This window comes from Pseudomonas sp. WS 5411 (assembly GCF_012985595.1).
Lineage (GTDB): Bacteria > Pseudomonadota > Gammaproteobacteria > Pseudomonadales > Pseudomonadaceae > Aquipseudomonas > Aquipseudomonas shahriarae.
Window position 1 is genome coordinate 88,039 of the sequence record NZ_JAARMC010000001.1, and the last position, 23,710, is coordinate 111,748.

Consider the following 23,710-nt stretch of genomic DNA (forward strand, 5'->3'; position numbering starts at 1 on the left):
CCTGCGAACCACCTGATGCCACTGCGCCAGCGTCTCGAAAACCTCCCCGTCGGGCAGAAACTGCTGGCGGCCCTGCTGGTACTGCTGACCACCGTGCTGCTGGTGGCCAACCTGACCTTTATCAGCGCCGCCTATTGGATCTCCCAGGAAAGCATGGCCCCGCAAGCCTTGCAGGCAATTGGCCGGCTGGTTTCCAACCCCGCCCTCGCCGCGCAAGCTCTGGACTCTCCCGCCAACGCCGATGCCTTGCTCAACGAGCTGACCAGCTATTCGCCACTGCGGGCGGCGGCCCTGTATGACGGCGAAGGTAGTCGCCTGGCGCAACTGCAACACGGTGATCGCCTGCAACTGCCGGCGCACTATCGCGACATCGAGGCGTGGCGGGTTACCGAGTTTCGCAGCAATCAAGTCATCACCCTGCCCCGCCCCGGCCTGCCCTCAGGGCATCTGCTGCTGGTGGCCAGCAGCGAACTGCCAGTCGCCTTCTACACCGGCACCCTGACCGCCAGCCTCGGCATCCTGATTTTCAGCATCCTGCTGTGGATGGTGATCGCCCGGCAGATCAAACGCCTGATTACCCGGCCCATCCACGAGTTGGAAGAGTTGTCGCGCCAGGTCACCCGCGAGGAGAACTACGCCCTGCGGGCCGGTCGCGGCAACCATGACGAAATCGGCAGCCTGGCCGAAGCGTTCAATACCATGCTGTCGCGTATCGAAGCCCGGGAGCAGCAACTCAAGCGCGCACGGGACGACTCCCAGGCCGCCTACGACCAGGCCCAGGGTCTGGCCGAGGAAACCCGGCATACCAACCGCAAGCTGGAACTGGAAGTGCAGGTTCGCAGCAAGATCGAGAAAAAACTCACCGGCTTTCAGAACTATCTCAACAGCATCATCGACTCCATGCCCTCCGCCCTGATTGCCCTGGACGAGCAGCTCTACGTCACCCAATGGAACCAGGAAGCCAGCGCCCTGTCCGGCACGCGCCTGGATGAAGCCCTGAACCAGCCGATCTTCCTCGCCTTCGAACCGCTCAAGCCCTATCTGCCCCAGCTCAAGGCCACGGTAGAGCAGCACACGGTGGAGCGCATCGAGCGCGTTACCTGGATCAAAGACGACGAACCCAAGCACTATGCCCTGACCTTTTACCCGCTGATGGGTGGCGCCGGGCGCGGGGTGGTGATCCGTATCGACGACATTACCCAGCGCCTGTCCCTGGAAGAAATGATGGTGCAATCGGAGAAAATGCTGTCAGTCGGTGGGCTCGCCGCAGGCATGGCCCACGAAATCAACAACCCGTTGGGGGCAATCCTGCACAACGTGCAGAACATTCGGCGACGCCTGTCGGCGGACCTGCCGAAAAACCAGGAGCATGCCGAGCAGGTGGGCGTGGAACTGGAAACGGTCAACCGCTACCTGCAAAGCCGCGAAGTACCGCAGCTGCTCGACGGCATCCAGCAAGCCGGGGCCCGTGCAGCGAAAATCGTCACCCATATGCTCAGTTTCAGCCGCCGCAGCAACCGTCAGATGGCGCCTTGCGACCTGCCGGCCCTGATTGACCAGGCCGTGGAAATTGCCGGTAACGACTTCGACCTGACCATCGGCTTCGACTTCAAGGGCCAGGCGATCATCCGCCAGTTCGACCCATTGCTGGGCCCCGTGCCGGGCACCGCCAACGAATTGGAGCAGGTCCTGCTCAACCTGCTGAAAAACGCCGCCCAGGCCATCCACCTGCGCGAAGACGACAGCGAGCCGGGGCGCATCATCCTGCGCACCCGGCTCAACCCACCCTGGGCCGAGATCCAGGTGGAAGACAATGGCATCGGCATGAGTGAGAACGTGCGCAAACGCACGTTCGAACCGTTCTTCACCACCAAGGAAATCGGCCAGGGCACGGGGCTGGGCCTGTCGGTCTCGTACTTCATCATCACCAACAACCACAAGGGCCAGATGGAGGTTCACTCCACCCTGGGCCAGGGCACCTGTTTCACCTTGCGCCTGCCACTGGCCGGCAGCCAGCTTGCCCCCCACGAACTGACTCAACTGGAGCACTGACCATGGGCTTTCGCCTGTCGAAAATTTACACCCGTACCGGCGACAAGGGCGAAACCGGCCTGGGTGATGGCCGCCGCGTGCCCAAGGATCACCCCCGGGTGGAGGCGATCGGTGAAGTGGACAGCCTCAACAGCCAACTGGGCCTGCTGTTGGCCGGCCTTGAGGAGCAAAGCGGCCAGCATCCCGCACTGAACGATGTGATCGAGGTACTAACACCCTGCCAGCATCGACTGTTTGACCTCGGTGGCGAGCTGGCAATGCCGGTCTACAAGGCGCTCAATGCGGGCGAGGTGGACCGCCTGGAAGCCGCGATTGATCGCTGGAATGAAGAAGTCGGGCCTTTGGAGAACTTCATCCTGCCCGGCGGTTCGGCGCTGATTGCCCAGGCCCACGTGTGCCGCAGCCTGGCCCGTAGCGCCGAGCGGCGCTGCCAGCAACTGAATGCGCTGGAGCCGTTGGAAGGGGTGGGATTGGCGTATATCAATCGGCTATCGGATTTGCTATTTGTGGCAGCAAGGGTGATTGCCCGGAGGCAAGGGATTGCGGAGATTTTGTGGCAGGCGGCGGCTAAGCCGCACTGAGACTCTGCGGGGTTTTGTATTGTTTGGCAGGGCCTCATCGCGGGCAAGCCCGCTCCCACATTTTGATTTGTGAGTACATTCAAGTGTGGGGGATTTTGTGGCAGGCGGCTAAGCCGCACTGAAATTCTGCAGGTTTTGTATTGTTTGACTGGGCCTCATCGCGGGCAAGCCCGCTCCCACATTTTGATTTGTGAATACATTCAAATGTGGGGATTTTGTGGCAGGCGGCTAAGCCGCACTGAAATTCTGCGGGTTTTGTATTGTTTGACTGGGCCTCATCGCGGGCAAGCCCGCTCCCACATTTTGATTTGTGAATACATTCAAATGTGGGAGCTGGCTTGCCTGCGATGGGGCCAGCAATGACAACTCACACCTCAGGCCAGAACGCCCGAATCCCCGCCACACCCTGCGCCCCGCTCTCCCAGGCCTTCTCCCGCTCGTCAGGCCCAACCCCGCCCAACAGAAACACCGGTTTGCTGAAGCCCTTGATCAACTGCGCCGCCTCTTCCCAACCCAGAGGCTGCGCATCAGGGTGAGTCTGGGTCGGCTGCACCGGCGACAGAGTGACAAAATCCACGTCCATCAGTTCGGCCAATGCCAGTTCCTCGGCATTGTGGCAAGACGCCGCCAACCAGCGGTCCCTGGGCAACGGTCGGCCCTTGCTCGCGTATTTGCGCAGTTGCGCCGAGGTCATGTGCCAGCCAGCAGCCGGGAAATCACCGAGCCATTCAAACGGCCCCTTGAGCATCAATTGCGCCTTGCCAGCACACAGGCCTACGGCGTCCACCGCCAGGTCGCGGTATTTGGGGTCGTAGCCATTGGGCGCACGCAACTGGATCAGTTTGATACCACCGGCAACGGCTTTCTGGATACCACGCAACAGCACCGGGGTTTCCAGTTCGCCTGGGGTGATCAGGTAGTCGGCGGGCAAACGGGCAGCAGCAACGATGGGCGCATTGGCCGCGGGAAACTCGTAGTTCTGCAAGTCCCGTGGCGCCACCCATTCAAGGGGCTGCCCTTCCGCGCCGTGGGGCTCGCCGGTAAACGCCGAGACCTCCCAGACATCCAGCAACACCTGCTTGTCCGGGTAATCATGCTGTACCTGGATCAACGGCCGGACCGTGGTGACCTGGATACCCAATTCTTCCTGCAGCTCTCGCCCCAGTGCGGTGAGCACCGACTCATCGGCCTCCACCTTGCCACCGGGAAACTCCCAGAGGCCGCCCTGGTGCTGGGTATCTGCACGACGGGCCAACAGAATCCGGCCATCGGTACCGCGAATGACTGCGGCTGCTACATGAACTCGTTTCACGGTTTTACGTCCTCTAAGCCGGCGCCTGCCGGGGCATTGCCAATGCCCCGGGCAGGTATCAAGTACGGTATTCGGCGTTGATCTTCACGTACTCGTGGGACAGGTCGGTGGTCCAGATGGTTTCGCTGCACTCACCGCGCCCCAACTCGATACGGATGGTGATTTCTTCCTGCTGCATCACCGCCGAGCCCTGGGCTTCGGTGTAGGTCTCGGCACGGGCGCCACGGCTGGCGATGCACACATCGCCGAGGAACACGTCGATCTTGCTCACATCCAGGTTCGGTACGCCGGCACGGCCAACCGCCGCGAGGATCCGGCCCCAGTTCGGGTCGGACGCAAACAGCGCGGTCTTGATCAATGGCGAGTGGGCCACGGTGTAACCCACATCCAGGCACTCCTGGTGATTACCGCCGCCGTTGACTTCAACGGTAACGAACTTGGTCGCGCCTTCGCCGTCACGCACGATGGCCTGGGCCACTTCCATGCACACTTCAAACACCGCCTGCTTCAACGCCGCGAACAGCGGGCCGTTGGACGAGGTGATTTCCGGCAGATCGGCCTTGCCGGTGGCAATCAACATGCAGCAGTCGTTGGTCGAGGTATCGCCGTCGATGGTGATGCGGTTGAACGACTTGTTGGCGCCATCAAGCATCAGGTTTTGCAGCACGTCACGGGAGACTTTGGCGTCGGTGGCGATGTAGCCGAGCATGGTCGCCATGTTCGGGCGGATCATGCCCGCGCCTTTGCTGATACCTGTCACGGTGACGGTCACGCCGTCATGCACAAACTGGCGGCTGGCGCCCTTGGGCAAGGTGTCGGTGGTCATGATCCCGGTGGCCGCGGCCGCCCAGTTATCCACCGACAAGTCGTCCAGCGCGGCTTGCAGGGCGCCTTCGATTTTTTCCACGGGCAGTGGCTCACCGATCACCCCGGTGGAGTACGGCAGCACTTGGCTGGCGTCCACGCCGGTCAACTCCGCCAGCTTGGCGCAGGTGCGCGCGGCAGCGGCCAGGCCTGGTTCGCCGGTGCCGGCGTTGGCATTGCCGGTGTTGGTCAGCAGGTAACGTACCGGGCCTTCGACGCGTTGCTTGGCGAGGATCACGGGCGCGGCGCAAAACGCGTTCAGGGTGAAAACACCGGCGATGGTCGAGCCTTCGGCACAGCGCATCACCACCACGTCTTTGCGCCCAGGGCGTTTGATGCCGGCCGAAGCGATACCGAGTTCAAAACCGGCAACCGGGTGCAACGTGGGCAAAGGACCAAGACCAACAGCCATGAATGCGCTCCTTAACGATGTCTGCACCGTCGTCGTCGACGGTGATTAAATGGCAAAACGCCGCGACGGCTGATGCCGGTCGCGGCGCGGGGGTATTGCAGCGTCAGGCAAAAATCTTAGTTGATTTCGCCGTGGCAGTGTTTGAACTTCTTGCCCGAACCGCACCAGCACGGCTCGTTGCGACCCAGCTTCTGCTCGTTGCGCACCGGCGCCTGGGCCAGGGCCACGTCGACTTCTTCGCCCAGCACTTCAGGTGCTTCAAGACCCGGTGCTTCGTCATGCTGGAACTGCATGCGCGCGGCAAGGGCTTCGGCTTCCTGGCGCAGACGGGCTTCTTCTTCGATCGGGTCTTCGCGACGCACCTGAACGTGGGACAGCACACGAATCGAATCGCGCTTGATCGAATCCAGCAACTCGGAGAACAGCGTGAACGACTCGCGCTTGTACTCCTGCTTCGGGTTCTTCTGGGCGTAGCCGCGCAGGTGGATACCGTGACGCAGGTGATCCATGGTCGACAGGTGGTCTTTCCACAGGTCGTCCAGCACGCGCAGAACGATTTGCTTCTCGAAGGTGCGCAGTGCTTCGGCACTGGCTTGCTCTTCTTTCTCGTTATACGCGGCCAGCAGTTCGGCCATCAGTTTTTCGCGCAGGGTTTCTTCGTACAGGTGGTCGTCTTCGTCGAGCCATTGCTGGACCGGCAGATCGACACCGAAGTCGCTCTTCAACGCCGCTTCCAGGCCGGCAACATCCCACTGCTCAGGCAGGGACTGTGGCGGGATATGGGCGCTGACGGTGGCGTTGAGCACGTCCTGACGGAAGTCGGCGATGGTTTCGCCAATGTTGTCGGCGGCCAGCAACGTGTTACGCATGTGATAAATCACTTTACGCTGTTCGTTGTTGACGTCATCGAACTCCAGCAGTTGCTTACGAATGTCGAAGTTACGACCTTCGACCTTGCGCTGGGCCTTTTCGATGGCGTTGGTCACCATGCGGTGCTCGATGGCTTCGCCGGACTGCATGCCCAGGGCCTTCATGAAGTTCTTCACCCGATCCGAGGCGAAGATGCGCATCAGGCTGTCTTCCAGGGACAGGTAGAAGCGGCTGGAACCGGCGTCACCCTGGCGACCGGCACGGCCACGCAGTTGGTTGTCGATACGACGCGATTCGTGACGCTCGGACGCGATCACCTGCAAACCACCGGATTCCAGCACTGCCTGGTGGCGTTTCTGCCAGTCGGCCTTGATCTGGGCGATCTGCTCAGGGGTCGGGTTGTCCAGGGACGCCACTTCCACTTCCCAGTTGCCGCCCAACAGGATGTCGGTACCACGACCGGCCATGTTAGTCGCGATGGTCAGCGCGCCTGGGCGACCGGCCTGTGCAATGATCTCGGCTTCTTTTTCGTGGAACTTGGCGTTGAGGACCTTGTGCTCGATACCTTCCTTGTTGAGCAGGTTCGACATGTGCTCGGAGGTTTCGATGGTGGCAGTACCCACCAGGACCGGACGGCCATGGGTCATGCATTCCTTGATGTCGGCGACGATGGCCGCGTATTTCTCGTCGGCGGTCAGGAACACCAGGTCGTTGTAGTCTTTACGCGCCAGCGGCTTGTTCGGCGGGATAACCATCACCGACAGACCGTAGATCTGGTGGAATTCGAACGCTTCGGTATCCGCAGTACCGGTCATGCCGGACAGCTTGTTGTACAGGCGGAAGTAGTTCTGGAAGGTGGTCGAGGCCAGGGTCTGGCTCTCGGCCTGGATATTGAGCTCTTCCTTGGCTTCGATGGCCTGGTGCAGGCCTTCGGACAAACGACGACCGGGCATGGTACGGCCGGTGTGTTCGTCGACCAGTACCACCTGGCCGTCCTGAACGATGTATTCGACGTTGCGATGGAACAGCTTGTGGGCGCGCAGGCCGGCATACACGTGGGTCAACAGGCCCAGGTTGTGCGCCGAGTACAGGCTTTCGCCTTCAGCCAGCAGGCCGATCTGGGTCAGCATTTCTTCGACGAACTGGTGACCGGCTTCGTTGAGTTCGACCTGACGGGTCTTCTCGTCGATGGAGTAATGACCTTCTTTGGTCACCACGCCTTCCACTTCCTCGATATGTTGCTCAAGGCGCGGGATCAGTTTATTGATTTCGGTGTACAGGCGCGAGCTGTCTTCGGCCTGGCCGGAGATGATCAGCGGGGTACGGGCTTCGTCGATGAGGATGGAGTCGACTTCGTCGATCACGGCAAAGTTGAGTTCGCGCTGGAACTTTTCTTCCATGCTGAACGCCATGTTGTCGCGCAGGTAGTCGAAACCGAATTCGTTGTTGGTGCCGTAGGTGATGTCGGCGGCGTAGGCGGCACGCTTCTCTTCCGGCGGCTGGAACGGCGTCACGACTCCAACGGTCAGGCCGAGGAATTCATACAGCGGACGCATCCAGTTGGCGTCCCGGCGGGCCAGGTAGTCGTTCACCGTCACAACGTGCACGCCCTTGCCGGACAGTGCGTTGAGGTAAACACCCAGGGTTGCCACCAGGGTCTTGCCTTCACCGGTGCGCATTTCGGCAATCATGCCTTCATGCAGGGTCATGCCGCCGATCAACTGGACGTCGAAGTGGCGCATGCCCATCACCCGCTTACCGGCTTCGCGGGCGACCGCAAAGGCTTCAGGCAGCAGTTTGTCGAGGGTCTCACCTTTGGCTATGCGGGCCTTGAACTCTTCGGTCTTGGCGCGCAATTGCTCGTCCGACAAAGCAACCATCTGCTCTTCGAAGGCATTGACCAGCTGCACCGTCTTGAGCATGCGTTTGACTTCGCGCTCATTCTTGCTTCCAAAAAGTTTCTTTAACAAAGGCGCAAACATATCGGCAGGTTCTTCCACACATTAGGGATGAAGGGGCGCCCCGTGAGTCGCCCGAGCAGCCCTCACGGCCGCATGCGAACGAGCATTCTACCCGGAAACGAGGGTGAGGAAAGTGGCGTTGTTCCACGATGCAGGCACAGCGTTCCCAGAGGGCTTGTTTAAAATAGGGGCTTTTTGCTGAACTTCAACCCATTCGAGTGAGAAGTTACTTATTGATTTAATGGATAAACTGCTGACAAAGCAATGACCACGGTGCCGCACACGCTTTCTGCTACCATGGCGGCTCTGTTACCTAAGGTGTCTAGATCATGGCATTTCGCCCTCTTACGGCCCGTGCTCCCGCCGTGTTGCTGCGCGAAGCCAAGCCTTTAAAAGCCATCTTTGGCCATGCGCAACGCCTGGGCCATCTGCAACGCCTCCTGGAAAGCCAACTGCAACCTGCTGCCCGCGAACACTGTCATGTGGCGTCGTGGCGTGAAGGTACGCTGCTGCTGATCGTCACCGATGGGCATTGGGCAACCCGCCTGCGCTACCAACAAAAACGCTTGCAGCGCCAGCTACAGGCATTTGAGGTATTTGAGAGCCTGCAGCGCATCCAGTTCAAGGTCCAGCCACCGACCGTGCAACAAGGTGCGGTGGGGCATACCATGGATTTGTCGGTGAATGCCGCCGAAACCATCCAGGCGACGGCAGACGGGATTACAGATCCGAAGTTGCGCGCAGCGCTGGAGCGCCTGGCCAGTCACGCCAAGCCCAAGACCTGAGAGCGGGCAAGCCCGCTCCCCCATTGGGTTGCATAGACCTGGATGGCTACTTGCGCTTGCTACCGCCAAGCAAAGACCCCAACAGCCCGCGCACCAACTGGCGGCCCATCTGGTTGGCCGCCTGCTGCATCGCCGATTTCAGGGCCTTGCCCGCGGTCGTGCCAAGAAACGCCCCGGCCTTGTCGGTGAAGCTCGGTTCTTCAGCGGCAGGCGCAGCACTCGCCTCGGGCCCCAGCTCCTTGCGTGCCATCAGCACTTCATAGGCGGATTCACGATCAATCGGCTTGTCATAGCGCCCCTGTAGGGGCGAGCCGGCAATCAACCCTGCCCGCTCGGCGGCAGTCAACGGCCCGATCCGCGACTGCGGCGGCGCGACCAGCACCCGCTGGACCACCTCGGGGGTGCCTTTTTCCTGCAGCGTACCCACCAGCGCCTCACCCGTGCCCAGCTCGGTCAATACCGCCAGCGCATCAAACGCAGGATTTGGTCGGAAACCATCGGCCACCGCCCGCAGGGATTTTTGCTCCTTGGTGGTGAACGCCCGCAGGCCATGCTGGATCCGCAAACCCAGTTGCGCCAGTACGCTATCCGGCAAGTCGCCCGGCGACTGGGTGACAAAATACACCCCCACACCTTTGGAGCGAATCAACCGCACCACTTGCTCCAGGCGATCCTGCAAGGCCTTGGGCGTATCGGCAAACAGCAAATGCGCTTCGTCGAAGAACAGTGCCAGCAGCGGCTTGTCGGCATCTCCGCGTTCCGGCAACTGCTCGAACAGCTCCGCCAGCAACCACAGCAGGAAGGTCGCATAGACCTTGGGTGACTCGTGCACCAGGCGGCTGGCATCCAGCAAATGAATACGCCCTCGCCCATCGCTGGCCGGTTGCAGAATATCTTCCAGTTGCAGCGCCGGCTCGCCGAACAGGGCCTCTGCGCCCTGCTGTTCCAGCACGGCCAGGCGCCGCAGCAAAGCCTGGCTGGAGCCCGTGGTCATCAGGGCCGCATCATCGCCGAGCAATTCGGGGTGGAATTTGAGGTGATTGAGCAGGGCCTTGAGGTCCTTGAGATCCAAGAGCAACAAGCCCTCGCGATCGGCCACTTTAAACGCCGCATATAAGGTCGACTGCTGGCTGTCGGTCAACTCCAGCAGGCTGCCCAGCAACAGTGGGCCCATTTCACTCAAGGTTGTACGAAGCGGATGACCGGACTGACCGTGGATATCCCACAGCGTTACCGGATATGCCTTAGGCGCGTAATTCAGGAACGGCATGCCGGCGATCCGCTCGGCCACCTTGCCCTGGGGATTGCCTGCAGCGCCCAGGCCACACAGGTCACCCTTGATATCTGCAGCGAACACCGCCACGCCAGCATCACTGAACGCCTCTGCCAGCCGCTGCAACGTCACGGTCTTGCCGGTGCCGGTAGCGCCGGCGATCAGGCCATGGCGGTTAGCCAGGCGCATGGCCTGGGCGATGGGTTGGCCTTCAAGGTCTGCGCCAATAAGAAGTTGCGAGGAGTCAGGCATTTTGTCACCCATGGTTAATCTTTAGCCCTGCACGGTCGATACAGATAAAGCGAGAGACCCAAAAAGTCTAAAAAAGTTAGGCCAGATAATTCCTGCAGGAGCAAATGGAAATATCACACTTTATTTAACGCTGTCATTTATGCGTTGCCATAAAAGACGCGCCTTGGACATTAAGACCCTAGCGGACACGACGAGCCATGAATAAAAATCTGCGCTTCAGCCACAAAATCCTGCTTGCAGCCGCCCTTATCGTCATTGCCGCATTTGCGTTGTTTACGCTGTACAACGACTACCTGCAACGCAACGCGATTCGCAATGACCTCGACAGCTACCTCCATGAAATGGGGGATGTCACCGCCAGCAATATCCAGAGCTGGCTGGCCGGACGTATTGTGCTGGTGGAAAACGCCGCCCAGAACATCGCCATCAACCCCGAGCCGAGCGTCATCGCCAGTCTGCTAGAGCAGAAAGCCCTGACATCTTCGTTCATGGCAACCTACCTGGGCGATAGCAAAGGCGGCTTCACCATTCGCCCCGATGCCAAGATGCCCGACGGCTTCGATCCACGCGTGCGCCCCTGGTACAAGGGCGCCCAGAGCAGCAATGGCTCGACCCTGACCGAGCCCTACATCGACGCCGCCACCGGCCAGTTGATCATTTCCATCGCCACCCCCAGCAGCAAGGCCGGACAAAGCGTCGGCGTGGTCGGCGGTGACCTGAGCCTGCAAACCCTGGTGGACAATATCGGCGCGCTGGACTTCGGCGGCATGGGCTACGCGTTCCTGGTCAGTGCCGACGGCAAGATCCTGGTGCACCCGGAAAAAAACCTGGTGATGAAGACCCTGGGCGAGGCGTACCCGAACCAGACCGTCAAGATCAGTGCCGACTTCAGCGAAATCGAGGTCGAGGGCAAAACCCGTATCGTCACTTTCGCCCCGATCAAGGGTTTGCCGTCAGTGAACTGGTATATCGGTCTGTCGGTAGATAAAGACAAATCCTTCGCAATGCTCAGCGAATTCCGCACCTCGGCCATTATCGCCACGGTGATTGCCGTGGCGATCATCATCGCGCTGCTGGGCATGCTGATCCGCGTGCTGATGCAACCGCTGCATGTCATGACCCGGGCCATGGAAGACATCGCCGATGGCGAAGGTGACCTGACGCGCCGCCTGACGATCCAGAACCACGACGAGTTCGGCATTCTGGGCAAAGCCTTCAACCGCTTTGTGGAGCGGATTCATACCTCGATTCGCGAAGTGTCCTCCGCCACCGGCCAGGTCAATGAAGTGGCCCTGCGCGTGGTCAGCGCCTCCAACTCATCGATGGTCAACTCCGACGAACAGGCCAACCGCACCAACAGTGTCGCGGCAGCGATCAACCAGTTGGGTGCCGCTGCCCAGGAAATTGCCCGCAACGCCGCCCAGGCCTCGAACCAGGCCAGCGACGCACGCCATCTGGCCGAAGATGGCCAGCAAGTGGTGGAGCGCAATATCAAGGCCATGACGCAACTGTCCGAGATGATCAGTGCCTCCAGCAGCAATATCGAGGCACTTAACAGCAAGACCGTGAATATCGGCCAGATCCTCGAAGTGATCACCAGTATTTCCCAGCAAACCAACCTCCTGGCACTCAACGCGGCCATTGAAGCCGCGCGAGCCGGGGAAGCCGGACGCGGGTTTGCGGTGGTGGCCGACGAGGTGCGCAACCTGGCCCACCGCACGCAGGAATCGGCGCAACAGGTGCAAAAGATGATCGAGGAGCTGCAAGTCGGCGCCCGGGATTCGGTCAGCACCATGAGCGACAGCCAGCGCCACAGCCTCGAAAGCGTGGAGATCGCCAACCTGGCAGGCGAACGCCTGAGCAGCGTGACCCAGCGCATCGGTGAAATCGACGGCATGAACCAATCGGTGGCTACCGCGACGGAAGAGCAGACCTCGGTGGTGGAGTCGATCAATATCGACATCACCGAGATCAACACGCTCAATCAGGAGGGTGTGGAAAACCTGCAGTCCACCTTGCGCGCCTGCTCCGATCTGGAGCAGCAAGCGGCGCGCTTGAAACAATTGGTGGGGAGCTTCCGCATCTAGACCTCAACACAGCAGCGCCTACATTCAGCCAACGTTGTTTCTGTCAGGGCCGGGCTTGTCGTGCGGCTCTGACTCCTCCTGCAACTGCTCCCACAACCGGGCAGCATCGGGGAAGTCCGTGCCGTCCTCGGCATCCAGGGCATCCGGGTCATAGCGGCTCAAACAGCCCTCCCCCAAGGTGGCGGGCGCCTTGGACGTGGCTTTATCCAGGGGATCACTCATGGTTCGATCCTCGCAACTGACACTAATAAAAAGGGCCTGGGTGATTTAACGCCCAAGCCCTTTTTGCTTCAACCCAAAAACAGTCGATCAGAACACCACGGTCTTGTTGCCGTGCACCAGCACGCGGTCTTCCAGGTGATAGCGCAGGCCACGGGCCAGGACCATCTTCTCGACGTCGCGGCCGAAACGCACCATGTCTTCAATGCTGTCGCTGTGGCTGACGCGGACCACGTCCTGCTCGATGATGGGACCTGCGTCCAGCTCTTCGGTGACGTAGTGGCAGGTTGCACCAATCAGCTTCACGCCGCGCAGCGACGCCTGGTGATACGGCTTGGCCCCGACAAAGGATGGCAGGAAGCTGTGGTGAATGTTGATTACCTTGCCGGCATATTCGCGGCACAGTTCCGGCGGCAGGATTTGCATATAGCGCGCCAGGACTACAACGTCCGCTTGATGCTGCTCGACCAGACGCGAGACTTCGGTGAAGGCCGGCTGTTTGTTCTGCGAGTCGACCGGGACGTGGTAGTACGGAATGCCATGCCACTCCACCATGCTGCGCAGGTCGTCGTGGTTGGAAATCACACAGGCGATCTCACAATCCAGCTCATCGCTGTGCCAGCGGTGCAGCAAGTCCGCCAGGCAGTGGGATTCGCGGCTGGCCATCAGCACCACGCGCTTTTTCTGCTCGGTGTCGGTAATACGCCAGGTCATCGAAAACTCTTCGGCGATGGGCGCAAACGCCTCGCGAAACGCTTCAAGGCCAAACGGCAGGGTGTCCGCGCGAATTTCGTGGCGCATGAAAAACCAACCACTGAGATTGTCCGAGTGATGACTCGCTTCGGTGATCCAGCCATTGTGGGAGGCCAGAAAGTTACTGACTTTAGCGACGATACCAACCCGATCCGGGCAAGCAATCACCAGACGAAAAGTGCGCATTAGGGGCAAACTCCAGAACTTCGCAAAGGCCGCCATTCTAGCGACACCGTAGAAAAACTGCAGTACTCCTCAGCGCTTATTCGCGCGATTCCTTGTGGCGGCCCTAAACAGCGTATGGTTTTTACCTGGGCACTATGTCAGTACAAGCAGCTGTTACCGCAATTAGCCGAGATCTAATGAGAATATCTATAGCTGGCTGGGGCGCACTAAATAATGCACTCCGAGCCTTTCGCTACAAACATTCAAAGTAAATTACATAAAACCGAGCTTAAATGTTTACTTGGGCAAACTGTCTGACTATTATTAGGCCACTATCCCTGTCCCTCAGCGCCCCGTATAAGGTAGTCCACATGTCCCTGATCAACGAATACCGTGCCACCGAATCCGCTATCAAAGAGCTGCAAGAACGTTTGAAGAATCTGTCCCAAGACGACAAATTGCAAACCGAGCTGGAATTCGAAGGCAAATTGCGCACCCTGATGGGTGAATACTCCAAATCCCTGCGTGACATCATCGCGCTGCTGGATCCGGAATCGAAAGTTAAAGCACCACGCGCCGCCGTGAAAGTTACCGGTACCAAGCGCGCGCGCAAGGTCAAGCAATACAAAAACCCGCACAACGGCGAAGTGATTGAAACCAAAGGTGGCAACCACAAGACTCTGAAAGAGTGGAAAGCCAAGTGGGGCGGTGACGTGGTTGAAGGCTGGGCTACCCTGCTGGACTAAGGTTCGCCAGATCGTCACCTGATTCGCGACACAATAAAAAACGCCAGTTCGCTGGCGTTTTTTATTGCCCACTTTTTATCGAACGCCGATTACAGGTCCAGGCGCTGGCTTAAAGCGTCAGCATATTCCTGCCACTCATCCAGCACCTGACGCTGAAACGATGTAGCACTAGCGTCCAATTCAAGCCTGGCCTTATTGAAACTCTCAAGGGTATTTGGCGCGCCGTAATCCGCATCTGACAAGCGTTGCTGACAGAAGAGTTTCCAGCGTTGTTGCTCTTCACTGTCCAAGGTGTGCGCAAAGTTGCGGGCACGATAGCGAAATAATAATTCCGGCAAACGATGATCATCAAAAGGCCACTGCTGGCGCGCTAGTTGCTCGGGTTCAGCAGTGCGGACTTGCTCACATAAACGTCGATCCCGATCACCAATAAAACCATCGTAGAGCTGTTGCTCCGGGTCGGCGCTTGCGGCGAAATCGTCCTCGGCATAAATCGCCGGCAATTTATCCAGCCAAAGTTCCTGTGCGTCAGTTAGCCGCAGTGCCCGGGCCTGATATTCACGCATGTCCAGGTTCAATCGCTGCTGGTCTTGCGCCCGCAACACATTCAGCGGCGCGACGACCGGACAACGATTGATGTGAATGAGTTTGAGCGGCACCGGCAACTCACCCTCCGCCAATTGATCGCGCCGGGTATACAAGCGCTGGCGCAGGGTTTCGGCATCCAGGTCCAGCAGCGCCTGTGGGTCGAGCCCCAGGTCGCAGACAATCAACGCGTTGCGATTGCGCGGATGCCACGCCAGGGGCAGGACCACCCCCAGGTAATGGCGCTCAGCGGAAAAGCGCCCGGAAATATGCACCATGGGCTGCAACAGGCGGATTTGATCCATGACCCGCTGCTTGCTGCGCAGTTGAAACAACCAATCGTACAACTTCGGTTGTTTTTCCCGGACCAGCCGCGCCAGGGCGATGGTGGCCCGCACGTCAGCCAAAGCTTCGTGAGCCTGGCCATGGTCAATTCCATTGGCCGCCGTCAGGCGCTCCAGCTTGAGGGTCACGCGCCCGTCCTGCTCGGGCCAGACAATGCCGTCGGGGCGCAGGGCATAGGCCGTGCGCATCACGTCGATCAAGTCCCAGCGGCTGTTGCCGCTCTGCCATTCCCGTGCGTAAGGGTCGAAAAAATTGCGATACAAACTGTAGCGGGTCATTTCGTCATCGAAACGCAGGGTGTTGTAACCCGCACCACAGGTGCCGGGGGCGGCCAGCTCGGCATGCACCCGCGTCATGAAGTCGGCTTCGGCCAGGCCTTTTTCCGCCAGTTGGCCGGGGGTAATGCCCGTGATCATGCACGCGGCCGGGTGCGGCAGGATATCGTCGCTGGGCTGGCAATAGAGGTTGACCGGCGGCCCGACCTCATTGAGGTCATGGTCGGTGCGAATCCCGGCAACCTGCAGCGCACGGTCGCTGCGTGGGTTGATGCCGGTGGTTTCATAGTCGTACCAGAAGATCGAGGTCACGGGCTATTCCTGTGCTGAAGACCGACAAAGTCTAGGCGCTGGACGCCGCCCGGGGCCAGCGCCGTGTGCACTGGATAAACATTCAGTGAAACCTTGGCGCATTTTCAGGTGTTACTTCCGTCCACGACACTGCTAGCATCGGCCTCTCGAATTGCCGGCTGCCCGACGAGGTTGCCCATGCCCAGCCACACCGCACTGCCAGGGAATGCAATGCCCACCGCACCATTGGACACCCGCTATCAGATCGAGACCCCGGAAGGCATCGACCTGCCCTTGCGCCCCGCCGGGCTGATGCCCCGGGCACTGGCATTCGGCTTCGACCTGGGCCTGCGCGGCCTGATCCTCGGTGTCCTGTTCATCGCCCTGGCGTTTCTCGGCAACCTGGGCATCGGCCTGGCCTCGATCCTGCTGTTCCTCGTCAGTTGGTGGTACATGGTGCTGTTCGAAGTGCTCAACCAGGGCAGTTCACCGGGCAAACAGATCATGGGCCTGCGCGTGGTACAGGATGACGGCACGCCCATTGGCTGGTCCGCATCCCTGATCCGCAACCTGCTGCGGTTTGTCGATATGTTGCCGTTCGGCTATTTCCTCGGGGCCATCAGTTGCCTGCAACATCCCCACTTCAAACGCCTGGGCGACATTGCGGCCGGTACCCTGGTGATCTATCGCGAACAGCCCCTGGCCCGCCCTCACCTGCCCCAGGCCCCGGCATTGCGCCTGCCCTTTGCCCTTGAGCTGGACGAGCAACGTGCGATCCTGGGTTTTGCCGAGCGCCAGGGTGAGCTGTCCGCCGAACGGACCCACGAGCTGGCGGCGATTCTGGCCACGCCCCTGCAAGTCTCCCCCGCGCGCGCCGTGGAACAGCTCAATGGCGTGGCCCGCGGCCTGCTGGGGCCGACATGAAGCAAAGCCTGTTCGAAACCCGTCACCAGCCGCACTGGCAGGCATTTGCCAGCCAGTTGGCACTGCTTGAACAAGGCAAGGCAAAGGCCGAGGAGCTGACGCGTTTCCCTCAAGATTACCGACGCCTGTGCCAACATCTGGCACTGGCGCAGGAGCGGGGCTACAGCAGCTACCTGATAGACCCGCTGCAACAGTTGGCCTTGCGCGGTCATCAACAGTTGTATCGCCATCGCAGCCAGCTCGGTGCCAAGGTGCTGGGCTTCCTGCTGGCGGATTTCCCCCGCACGGTTCGCGAACAATGGCGCTTCGTGCTGGTCGCCAGCCTGCTGTTCTTTGGCAGCCTGATCGGCATTGCGCTGCTGGTCTACCTGTTCCCCGAACTGATCTACACCATTGTCAGTGCCCCGCAAGTGTCCGAGATGCAGGAGATGTACGACCCCGACGCCAGTCGCCTGGGCCGCGCAGCCGCGCGGGCGTCGAGCGAAGACTGGATGATGTTCGGCTACTACGTCATGCATAACATCGGCATCGCCTTCCAGACCTTTGCCGGCGGCCTGCTGTTTGGCCTGGGCAGCGTGTTTTTCCTGTTTTTCAATGGCCTGATGATCGGCGCCATCGCCGGTCACCTGACCGAAATCGGCTATGGGCAGACCTTCTGGTCCTTTGTCATCGGCCACGGCGCCTTTGAACTGACGGCCATCGCCCTGGCCGGCGCGGCCGGCCTGCAACTGGGCTGGGCCTTGATCGCGCCGGGAGCATTGCCCCGGGGTGAAGCACTGCGCCTGGCAGCCCGCAAAAGCGTGAAAATGATCTGCGGCGTGATTTTATTCCTGCTGATCGCGGCCTTTATAGAGGCCTATTGGTCCTCCACCACCGCCGTGGAACCTTGGGGCAAGTACCTGGTGGGCGCCGCGCTCTGGGCGATGGTGCTCGCCTATCTGCTGTTTGCCGGCAGGGGTCGTCATGCGCCTGAGTGACGCCAGCGTGGTAATCCGCCCCCGCACTACGTGGGAAGCCATGGACCTGGGGGTATTGCTGGCCCGCAAGCACCGCGTGCTCTTGATGAGCAGTTGGGCCTTGGTCAGCCTGCCGATCTTTATCCTGATCAGCCTTGCGCTGTGGGACTACCCATCTGTTGCTGTACTGGTGTTCTGGTGGTTGAAACCGGCCTTTGAGCGCCTGCCGCTGTATATCCTGTCCACAGCACTGTTTGGCGAAACGCCTACCCTCAAGCAGGCGCTGCGCCAATGGCCGCGCCTGCTCAAAGGTCAACTGCTGGCCAGCCTGACCTGGAGGCGCTTGAGCCTCAGTCGCAGCTTCGTCATGCCCGTGGTGCAACTCGAAGGCCTCGGCGGCCTGGCCCGCCAACAACGGCTGGGGGTGCTGCAACAGCGCAATGCCGGCGCAGCGCGCTGGCTGACGCTGATCGGTATTCACCTGGAAACAGCACTGTGGGTTGGCTTGATGGCGCTGTTCTACCTGTTCCTGCCACAACAGGTCGAGCTCGACTGGGACTGGCAACAACTGGCGCTGACCAGCAGCCAGGACTGGCTCTGGCTGGAACACCTGACCAATGCCTTGTACGCCCTGGTCCTGGTGCTCTGGGAGCCGATCTATGTGGCCTGCGGGTTCAGCCTCTACCTGAACCGGCGTACCGTGCTCGAAGCCTGGGACCTGGAGTTGGTGTTCCGCCGTCTGCGCCAGCGCCTGGGATCAACGGTGGCCGTCCTGCTGCTGGCTGTCGGCCTGCTGCTCCCGCCAACACCCCAGGCCATGGCCGATCAACCCGTGGCTGCACAACCCTTGAGTACGCCAGCCGCCAGCCAGGCGATCAAGCGCCTGCTGGAAGAGCCCCCGTTCAAGAATCCGGAATCCGTAACCCGCTACCGTTTCGGCGAAGACAAGACCATCGACAAACCCAAGCCCACAGGGGATGCCCGGTTGCCTGCCTGGCTTAAATCCTTGCTCGACAACCTCAACAGCGACACCTTCAAGTCCCTGGCCCTGGTCATGGAGGTGCTGTTGTGGAGCCTGCTGATCGCCGGTATTGCCTTGGTGGCCTGGCGCTATCGTGATTGGCTGCACGCCTTTGTCAGCCATCGCCGCGCCCCCCGCACCGTTGACCAGCCCGTGCCGTCACAACTGTTCGGCCTGGACATGGGCGTGGAAACATTACCCGATGACATCGCCGGTACCGCCGAGCAACTGTGGGCCACCCAGCCCCGTGAAGCGCTTGGCCTGCTCTATCGCGGCCTGCTTAGCCGCCTGTTGCATGACTTCAACCTGCCCCTGAAAAACGCCGATACCGAAGGCCAGGTCCTGGAGCGCGTGCGTCACTTGCAACAGCCGCAATTGCTGGCATTCAGCGACGACCTGACCCGCCACTGGCAAAACCTCGCCTATGGCCATCGCGTACCGCCTGCCCAGGCCCAACAACAACTGTGCGCCCACTGGCGCGCGCTGTTCGACAGCGAGGCCACGGGATGAACCGGCCACTGATCTGGCTCGCGCTGATCCTGGCCTGCCTGCTGACGGCGGGGGGCTTCTACGCCTGGCACAAGGCGATCCCCTACGAGGAAGTGGTCGAGCGCGGGCCATCACCCGAAGCCCAGGCTAATCCCTACCTGGCGGCGGAGCATTTCCTACGCCAGCAAGGCATAGCCGTTGAGCACGCCAACAGCCTGGAACGCCTGGCTACCCTGCCCGCCAAGGGCGGCAGCCTGCTGTTGCTCAGCGAACGCAGCAACATGACCCCGCGCCAGGTCGACCAGTTGCTGGAGTGGACCCAGGCCGGCGGCCACCTGCTGCTGGTGGCCGAAGCTATATGGGATGAAGAAACCCAGGACAGCGGCGACCTGCTGCTCGATCGCCTGCAGTTGCGCCAGGCCTTCAGCGATGACTTCGACCAGCCAGCCCCACCTCGCAAGGGCAAGAAACCGGACCTGACACGACTGTATGTCGATAATGAAACCGCACCGGCCTTCTTCAGTTTCGACACCGACTTCACCTTGATCGACCCCAGGCACCTGGCCCAGTTTTCGGCCAACAGCGCCAAGTCCAGCCACTTGATGCAACTCGATCTCGGGCAGGGCCGTGTGACAGTGATCACCGACAGCGAACTGTGGAAAACCCCGGATATAGGCCTGCACGATAATGCCTGGCTGCTCTGGTACCTGACCCAGGGCAGCAATGTCACCCTACTGTCCAACACGGATGTCGAGAACCTGTTCAGCCTGTTGCTGCGTTACTTCCCCCAGGCCCTGTTGGCACTCGCCGCCTTGATTGTGCTGGGGTTGTGGCGCGCCGGCGTACGCCAGGGGCCCATCCAGGCACCCGCGCCCAAGGCGCGCCGACAACTGCTGGAGCACTTGAATGCCAGTGCCGATTTCCTGCTGCGCCGCAGCGGGCAAAACAGCCTGTTGCACGCCCTGCAGCGGGACATCCTGCGCACCGCCCGTCGCCGCCACCCCGGCTTCGAACAGTTGGACACTGCCGGGCAATGGCAAGCCCTTGAACGCCTGACTCGCCAACCGCCATCCATTATCAGCCAGGCCCTGGGCCCACTCCCGGCAAAGCGGCTTTCCAGCGCCGACTTCAGCCGCCAGGTGGCCTGCCTGCAAACCCTCAGGAATGCCCTATGAGCGACTCTCCAGTGGATTCACCCAACACCCTCGACACCGGTCGGGCCACCCAGTTGGCCCAGGCGCTGCGCACCGAGTTGCGTAAGGCCGTGATTGGCCAGGATGGAGTGATTGATGACGTGCTGACCGCATTGATCGCCGGCGGCCACGTGTTGCTCGAAGGGGTTCCCGGCCTGGGCAAGACCTTGCTGGTACGGGCCCTGGCCCGCTGCTTTGACGGCGACTTCGCGCGTATCCAGTTCACCCCGGACCTGATGCCCAGTGATGTAACCGGGCATGCCGTGTACGACCTGCACACCGAGCAGTTCAAACTGCGCAAGGGGCCGTTGTTCACCCACTTGCTGCTGGCGGACGAGATCAACCGGGCCCCGGCAAAAACCCAGGCCGCCCTGCTCGAAGCCATGCAGGAACGCCAGGTCACCCTCGAAGGCGAAGCCCTGCCTATCGGCCAGCCCTTTATGGTGCTGGCCACCCAGAACCCCATCGAACAGGAAGGCACTTATCCACTACCGGAGGCCGAACTCGACAGGTTCATGCTCAAGGTGCGCATGGACTACCCCGAGGCGCAGCAAGAGGTGGATATGGTGCGTGAAGTGACCCGCTCATCGCGCGCCGACATGCTCGACGTGCAACCACTGCGCACCGTGCTGCAAGCCGCTGACGTGTTGCTGTTGCAGCAGGTCGCCAGTGAGCTGGCCCTGGATGAACAGGTACTCGACTACGCCGTGCGCCTGGCTCGTACCACCCGCACCTGGCCCGGTCTGGCCCTGGGCGCGGGCCCGCGTGCGTCCATCGCCCTGGTGCGGGGTGCCCGTGCTCGCGCCCTGCTGCGAGGTGGCGAGTTCGTCACGCCGGACGACATCAAGAGCTGTGCGCTGGCAGTGTTGCGCCATCGGGTACGCATCGCCCCGGAGCTGGATATCGAAGGCCTGGAGGTGGATCAGGTGCTGACCCAGTTGCTCGACCAAGTGCCGGCACCACGCCAGTGACATGCCCATGAAACCGACTCGCCTGTTGCTGGCCTGGCTTGCCGTGTTGCTGGGCCTGAACATCGCCCTCGGGACGGCCGTGGCCCTGCAACTCAACGTGCCGGCCGCCCTGCATTCCATCGCCTGGGGCCTGCTCCTGGCGCTGCTCTTGCTGGCCTTGCTCGATGCTGGCCGGCTGAAACGCCGCCCCTCGCCACGCCTGCGCCGGCAGATGCCCGGCAGCCTGGCGCTGGGGCGTTGGAGCGAGGTGCGGATCACCCTGGAACATGACTATCCACAGCCGTTGGTCCTGGAGGTGTTTGATCACGTACCGGATGGTTTGAGCGTGCAAAACCTGCCCCAGTCCATCGCCCTGCGCCCCGGGGAACAGAGCGAACTGGGCTACCGCCTGCGCCCCTTGAGCCGTGGGCATTTCAGTTTTGAGCGCTGTGAGGTGCACCTCCCCAGCCTCCTGGGGCTGTGGACTGCCAAGCGCCAGGTGTCGGTCAAGGATGCCACCCGGGTCTATCCGGATTTTGCCCGCCTGTACGGCGCGCAATTACTGGCGGTAGACAACTGGCTCAGCCAACTGGGTGTACGCCAGCGCCAGCGTCGCGGCCTGGGCCTGGAGTTTCACCAGTTGCGGGAATTTCGCGAGGGTGACAGCCTGCGCCAGATCGACTGGAAGGCCACGGCCCGGCAACGCACGCCGATTGCCCGGGAATATCAGGATGAGCGCGACCAGCAGATTGTGTTCATGCTCGACTGCGGCCGGCGGATGCGCAGCCAGGACAACGAGCTGGCGCATTTCGACCACGCTCTCAACGCGTGCCTGCTGCTCAGCTATGTGGCCCTGCGCCAGGGCGATGCCGTGGGCTTGTGTACCTTCGCCTGCGACCAGCCGCGCTACCTGGCACCCGTCAAGGGCAGCGGCCAGTTGAACCAGTTGCTCAACGCGGTATACGACTTGGACACCACCCGGCGCGCGGCCGACTACCAGGCTGCGGCCAACCAACTGCTGGCCCGCCAGAAACGCCGGGCCTTGGTGATTATCGTGACCAACCTGCGTGATGAGGACGATGAGGATCTGCTGACCGCCGTCAAGCGCATCAGCCGCCAGCACCGGGTATTGGTCGCGAGCCTGCGCGAAGAAGTGCTGGATCAAGTGCGCCAGGCGCCTGTGCAAACCTTGCCGGAAGCGCTGGCCTACTGTGGCAGCGTCGACTACCTCAATGCCCGGGAAGAATTGCATGACCGCATGAAGGCGCAGGGCCTGGCGGTATTGGACGCCCGACCCTCGGACCTCGGCGCAGACCTGGTAACCCGTTACCTGGGCTGGAAAAAGGCCGGCGTGCTATGAGTGGCGCATGACGCTAGGCCGAAGCCTGCAAGGGATCAAAGCTGAAGTACTGCAACAGCGCGGCAATCAATTGCCCGTACTCGTCGGGGGCCTGCAGCAGGGTGAACCCCGAATCGTAATGCTGGGGGTTGATATCCTCACGGCTCCACAGGCAGGTAGCAGTGAAGTCAATGGCATGCACATCCCCCTCAGGTCCGGGGATCTTCAAGCGCAGCTCAAAATCCGCGTTGACCATCATGGGTAATCGGCTGACCAACATCAGCCCGTCGCTGGAGATGTTACCCAAGTAACCGATGGGTTTATCCGTGTGGAGGTTGAACACCTGTAAAAAACAGGGCAACTGGTGTCGCTCAATCCTTCGGTCGGTAAACATGATGAGATCGCCGTCCAATGGCCATGATTCTGGCCGTTCCTGTGATTCGGACCGGAGCGCTGCCAGCAGCACCCCGCTCTCCCCCGGACTTCGCTACAACAGCAGCCTTTGCCCTGTCGCTTTAACGCCATCGAATCAGGGGCTACATCTATCTGGATTGAAAGTTGTACAAACAGACATCCAAAGAATAGCCCAACTCTGGCAAGAGGCCAGCTATCAAATTACAAATGCCATCACAAGGCGGCTGGCCGCGCTCGTGCAGTACTTGCACCCGGGTAATGCCCCAGTTGTTGCAGGGTATCCAGGCGTGCGCGGGCACGGAATGCGTATTCGCTCGACGGATATTGGCTGATGATGAACTGATAGGTCTGCACGGCATCCACGAACAACTTCTGCCGTTCCAGGCACTGCCCACGCAGCATCGAGACCTCCGGCTGCACGTAGCGACGGGACCGGCTTTGACGGTCGACCTGGGACAATTCCAGGGTGACCCGTTCGCAGTCGCCTACGTTATAGGCCCGGTAGGCATTGTTCAAATGATGGTCCATCGACCAACGGGTACAGCCGACAACACTGACGGCCAGGGCTGCAATGATCAAAACTCGCATGGGTGTTC

General features: G+C 60.8%; 20 protein-coding genes. 11 read left to right on the top strand and 9 right to left on the bottom strand.

Features of this window, described 5'->3' with window-relative positions:
* The first annotated feature begins 15 nt into the window (after positions 1-15).
* Entirely contained in the window at positions 16-2,052 is a 2,037-nt protein-coding gene (locus tag HBR93_RS00435; protein WP_057960531.1) for a HAMP domain-containing sensor histidine kinase, read from the top strand.
* A 2-nt stretch (positions 2,053-2,054) separates the two neighbouring features.
* A complete protein-coding gene (locus HBR93_RS00440) occupies positions 2,055-2,633 on the top strand; it encodes a cob(I)yrinic acid a,c-diamide adenosyltransferase (RefSeq protein WP_115128832.1) in 579 nt (192 codons plus the stop codon).
* 367 nt (positions 2,634-3,000) lie between these two features.
* Here the strand turns inward: HBR93_RS00440 and HBR93_RS00445 are convergent, their stop codons facing one another.
* The 3 genes from HBR93_RS00445 to secA all read right to left on the bottom strand — a co-directional run bounded on the left by HBR93_RS00445 (position 3,001) and on the right by secA (position 8,073).
* Positions 3,001-3,945 (bottom strand): Nudix family hydrolase, encoded by a 945-nt coding sequence (locus tag HBR93_RS00445; protein WP_169959667.1) that lies wholly within the window; start codon positions 3,943-3,945, stop codon positions 3,001-3,003.
* A gap of 58 nt (positions 3,946-4,003) precedes the next feature.
* Positions 4,004-5,221 carry a bifunctional glutamate N-acetyltransferase/amino-acid acetyltransferase ArgJ gene (gene argJ / locus HBR93_RS00450; protein WP_057960534.1) on the bottom strand — a complete coding sequence of 406 codons (1,218 nt, stop codon included), beginning with the start codon at positions 5,219-5,221 and terminating at the stop codon, positions 4,004-4,006.
* A 116-nt stretch (positions 5,222-5,337) separates the two neighbouring features.
* Entirely contained in the window at positions 5,338-8,073 is a 2,736-nt protein-coding gene (gene secA, locus HBR93_RS00455) for a preprotein translocase subunit SecA (protein WP_115128834.1), read from the bottom strand.
* 308 nt (positions 8,074-8,381) lie between these two features.
* Between secA and HBR93_RS00460 the strand changes: the two genes are divergently transcribed.
* Positions 8,382-8,837, top strand: coding sequence for a DciA family protein (locus HBR93_RS00460; RefSeq protein WP_057440138.1), 456 nt, complete (start codon positions 8,382-8,384; stop codon positions 8,835-8,837).
* 46 nt (positions 8,838-8,883) lie between these two features.
* Here the strand turns inward: HBR93_RS00460 and HBR93_RS00465 are convergent, their stop codons facing one another.
* Positions 8,884-10,362, bottom strand: a complete 1,479-nt coding sequence (locus HBR93_RS00465) for a helicase HerA-like domain-containing protein (RefSeq protein WP_057440147.1) — start codon at positions 10,360-10,362, stop codon at positions 8,884-8,886.
* A 197-nt stretch (positions 10,363-10,559) separates the two neighbouring features.
* Between HBR93_RS00465 and HBR93_RS00470 the strand changes: the two genes are divergently transcribed.
* A complete protein-coding gene (locus HBR93_RS00470) occupies positions 10,560-12,449 on the top strand; it encodes a methyl-accepting chemotaxis protein (RefSeq protein WP_057440137.1) in 1,890 nt (629 codons plus the stop codon).
* Positions 12,450-12,473: 24 nt separating this feature from the next.
* On the opposite strand, the gene HBR93_RS00475 is transcribed toward HBR93_RS00470, so the two are convergent.
* Positions 12,474-12,671 (bottom strand): hypothetical protein, encoded by a 198-nt coding sequence (locus HBR93_RS00475; RefSeq protein WP_169959668.1) that lies wholly within the window; start codon positions 12,669-12,671, stop codon positions 12,474-12,476.
* Positions 12,672-12,758: 87 nt separating this feature from the next.
* Positions 12,759-13,607, bottom strand: a complete 849-nt coding sequence (gene purU, locus HBR93_RS00480) for a formyltetrahydrofolate deformylase (protein WP_029295472.1) — start codon at positions 13,605-13,607, stop codon at positions 12,759-12,761.
* 350 nt (positions 13,608-13,957) lie between these two features.
* Here purU and mvaT point away from each other — a divergent pair, with 350 nt between their 5' ends.
* Complete coding sequence (mvaT, locus tag HBR93_RS00485; RefSeq protein WP_057440135.1) at positions 13,958-14,332, top strand: histone-like nucleoid-structuring protein MvaT; 375 nt, start codon at positions 13,958-13,960, stop codon at positions 14,330-14,332.
* Between the two features lie 89 nt (positions 14,333-14,421).
* On the opposite strand, the gene sbcB is transcribed toward mvaT, so the two are convergent.
* Positions 14,422-15,849 carry an exodeoxyribonuclease I gene (gene sbcB, locus HBR93_RS00490; protein WP_169959669.1) on the bottom strand — a complete coding sequence of 476 codons (1,428 nt, stop codon included), beginning with the start codon at positions 15,847-15,849 and terminating at the stop codon, positions 14,422-14,424.
* Positions 15,850-16,059: 210 nt separating this feature from the next.
* Between sbcB and HBR93_RS00495 the strand changes: the two genes are divergently transcribed.
* From HBR93_RS00495 to HBR93_RS00520, 6 genes are read left to right on the top strand one after another with little or no spacing between them, the layout of a single operon-like run.
* Positions 16,060-16,752: an RDD family protein gene (locus HBR93_RS00495; RefSeq protein ID WP_169959841.1), complete on the top strand. Its 693-nt coding sequence runs from the start codon at positions 16,060-16,062 to the stop codon at positions 16,750-16,752.
* A complete protein-coding gene (locus HBR93_RS00500; RefSeq protein ID WP_169959670.1) occupies positions 16,749-17,729 on the top strand; it encodes a stage II sporulation protein M in 981 nt (326 codons plus the stop codon). The genes HBR93_RS00495 and HBR93_RS00500 overlap by 4 nt, the downstream gene beginning before the upstream one ends.
* Positions 17,716-19,239 carry a DUF4129 domain-containing protein gene (locus tag HBR93_RS00505; protein ID WP_169959671.1) on the top strand — a complete coding sequence of 508 codons (1,524 nt, stop codon included), beginning with the start codon at positions 17,716-17,718 and terminating at the stop codon, positions 19,237-19,239. The genes HBR93_RS00500 and HBR93_RS00505 overlap by 14 nt, the downstream gene beginning before the upstream one ends.
* On the top strand, positions 19,236-20,393 hold the full coding sequence (locus HBR93_RS00510; RefSeq protein WP_169959672.1) for a DUF4350 domain-containing protein: 1,158 nt from the start codon (positions 19,236-19,238) through the stop codon (positions 20,391-20,393). Before HBR93_RS00505 ends, HBR93_RS00510 begins: the two co-directional genes overlap by 4 nt.
* Positions 20,390-21,382, top strand: coding sequence for a MoxR family ATPase (locus HBR93_RS00515; protein WP_115128840.1), 993 nt, complete (start codon positions 20,390-20,392; stop codon positions 21,380-21,382). The genes HBR93_RS00510 and HBR93_RS00515 overlap by 4 nt, the downstream gene beginning before the upstream one ends.
* A gap of 7 nt (positions 21,383-21,389) precedes the next feature.
* Positions 21,390-22,721 carry a DUF58 domain-containing protein gene (locus HBR93_RS00520; RefSeq protein ID WP_169959673.1) on the top strand — a complete coding sequence of 444 codons (1,332 nt, stop codon included), beginning with the start codon at positions 21,390-21,392 and terminating at the stop codon, positions 22,719-22,721.
* Positions 22,722-22,734: 13 nt separating this feature from the next.
* On the opposite strand, the gene HBR93_RS00525 is transcribed toward HBR93_RS00520, so the two are convergent.
* A complete protein-coding gene (locus HBR93_RS00525) occupies positions 22,735-23,094 on the bottom strand; it encodes a PilZ domain-containing protein (protein ID WP_169959674.1) in 360 nt (119 codons plus the stop codon).
* A gap of 233 nt (positions 23,095-23,327) precedes the next feature.
* Entirely contained in the window at positions 23,328-23,702 is a 375-nt protein-coding gene (locus HBR93_RS00530) for a hypothetical protein (protein ID WP_057440129.1), read from the bottom strand.
* Positions 23,703-23,710 lie beyond the last annotated feature (8 nt).

Coding starts and splice junctions, on each gene's coding strand:
- argJ (WP_057960534.1), bottom strand. CDS start 5,221: ATGGCTGTTGGTCTTGGTCCTTTGCCCACGTTGCACCCGGTTGCCGGT.
- HBR93_RS00440 (WP_115128832.1), top strand. CDS start 2,055: ATGGGCTTTCGCCTGTCGAAAATTTACACCCGTACCGGCGACAAGGGC.
- mvaT (WP_057440135.1), top strand. CDS start 13,958: ATGTCCCTGATCAACGAATACCGTGCCACCGAATCCGCTATCAAAGAG.
- HBR93_RS00505 (WP_169959671.1), top strand. CDS start 17,716: ATGCGCCTGAGTGACGCCAGCGTGGTAATCCGCCCCCGCACTACGTGG.
- HBR93_RS00435 (WP_057960531.1), top strand. CDS start 16: ATGCCACTGCGCCAGCGTCTCGAAAACCTCCCCGTCGGGCAGAAACTG.
- HBR93_RS00525 (WP_169959674.1), bottom strand. CDS start 23,094: ATGTTTACCGACCGAAGGATTGAGCGACACCAGTTGCCCTGTTTTTTA.
- HBR93_RS00500 (WP_169959670.1), top strand. CDS start 16,749: ATGAAGCAAAGCCTGTTCGAAACCCGTCACCAGCCGCACTGGCAGGCA.
- HBR93_RS00475 (WP_169959668.1), bottom strand. CDS start 12,671: ATGAGTGATCCCCTGGATAAAGCCACGTCCAAGGCGCCCGCCACCTTG.
- HBR93_RS00470 (WP_057440137.1), top strand. CDS start 10,560: ATGAATAAAAATCTGCGCTTCAGCCACAAAATCCTGCTTGCAGCCGCC.
- HBR93_RS00495 (WP_169959841.1), top strand. CDS start 16,060: ATGCCCACCGCACCATTGGACACCCGCTATCAGATCGAGACCCCGGAA.
- secA (WP_115128834.1), bottom strand. CDS start 8,073: ATGTTTGCGCCTTTGTTAAAGAAACTTTTTGGAAGCAAGAATGAGCGC.
- HBR93_RS00460 (WP_057440138.1), top strand. CDS start 8,382: ATGGCATTTCGCCCTCTTACGGCCCGTGCTCCCGCCGTGTTGCTGCGC.
- HBR93_RS00520 (WP_169959673.1), top strand. CDS start 21,390: ATGAAACCGACTCGCCTGTTGCTGGCCTGGCTTGCCGTGTTGCTGGGC.
- HBR93_RS00510 (WP_169959672.1), top strand. CDS start 19,236: ATGAACCGGCCACTGATCTGGCTCGCGCTGATCCTGGCCTGCCTGCTG.
- HBR93_RS00530 (WP_057440129.1), bottom strand. CDS start 23,702: ATGCGAGTTTTGATCATTGCAGCCCTGGCCGTCAGTGTTGTCGGCTGT.
- HBR93_RS00465 (WP_057440147.1), bottom strand. CDS start 10,362: ATGCCTGACTCCTCGCAACTTCTTATTGGCGCAGACCTTGAAGGCCAA.
- purU (WP_029295472.1), bottom strand. CDS start 13,607: ATGCGCACTTTTCGTCTGGTGATTGCTTGCCCGGATCGGGTTGGTATC.
- HBR93_RS00515 (WP_115128840.1), top strand. CDS start 20,390: ATGAGCGACTCTCCAGTGGATTCACCCAACACCCTCGACACCGGTCGG.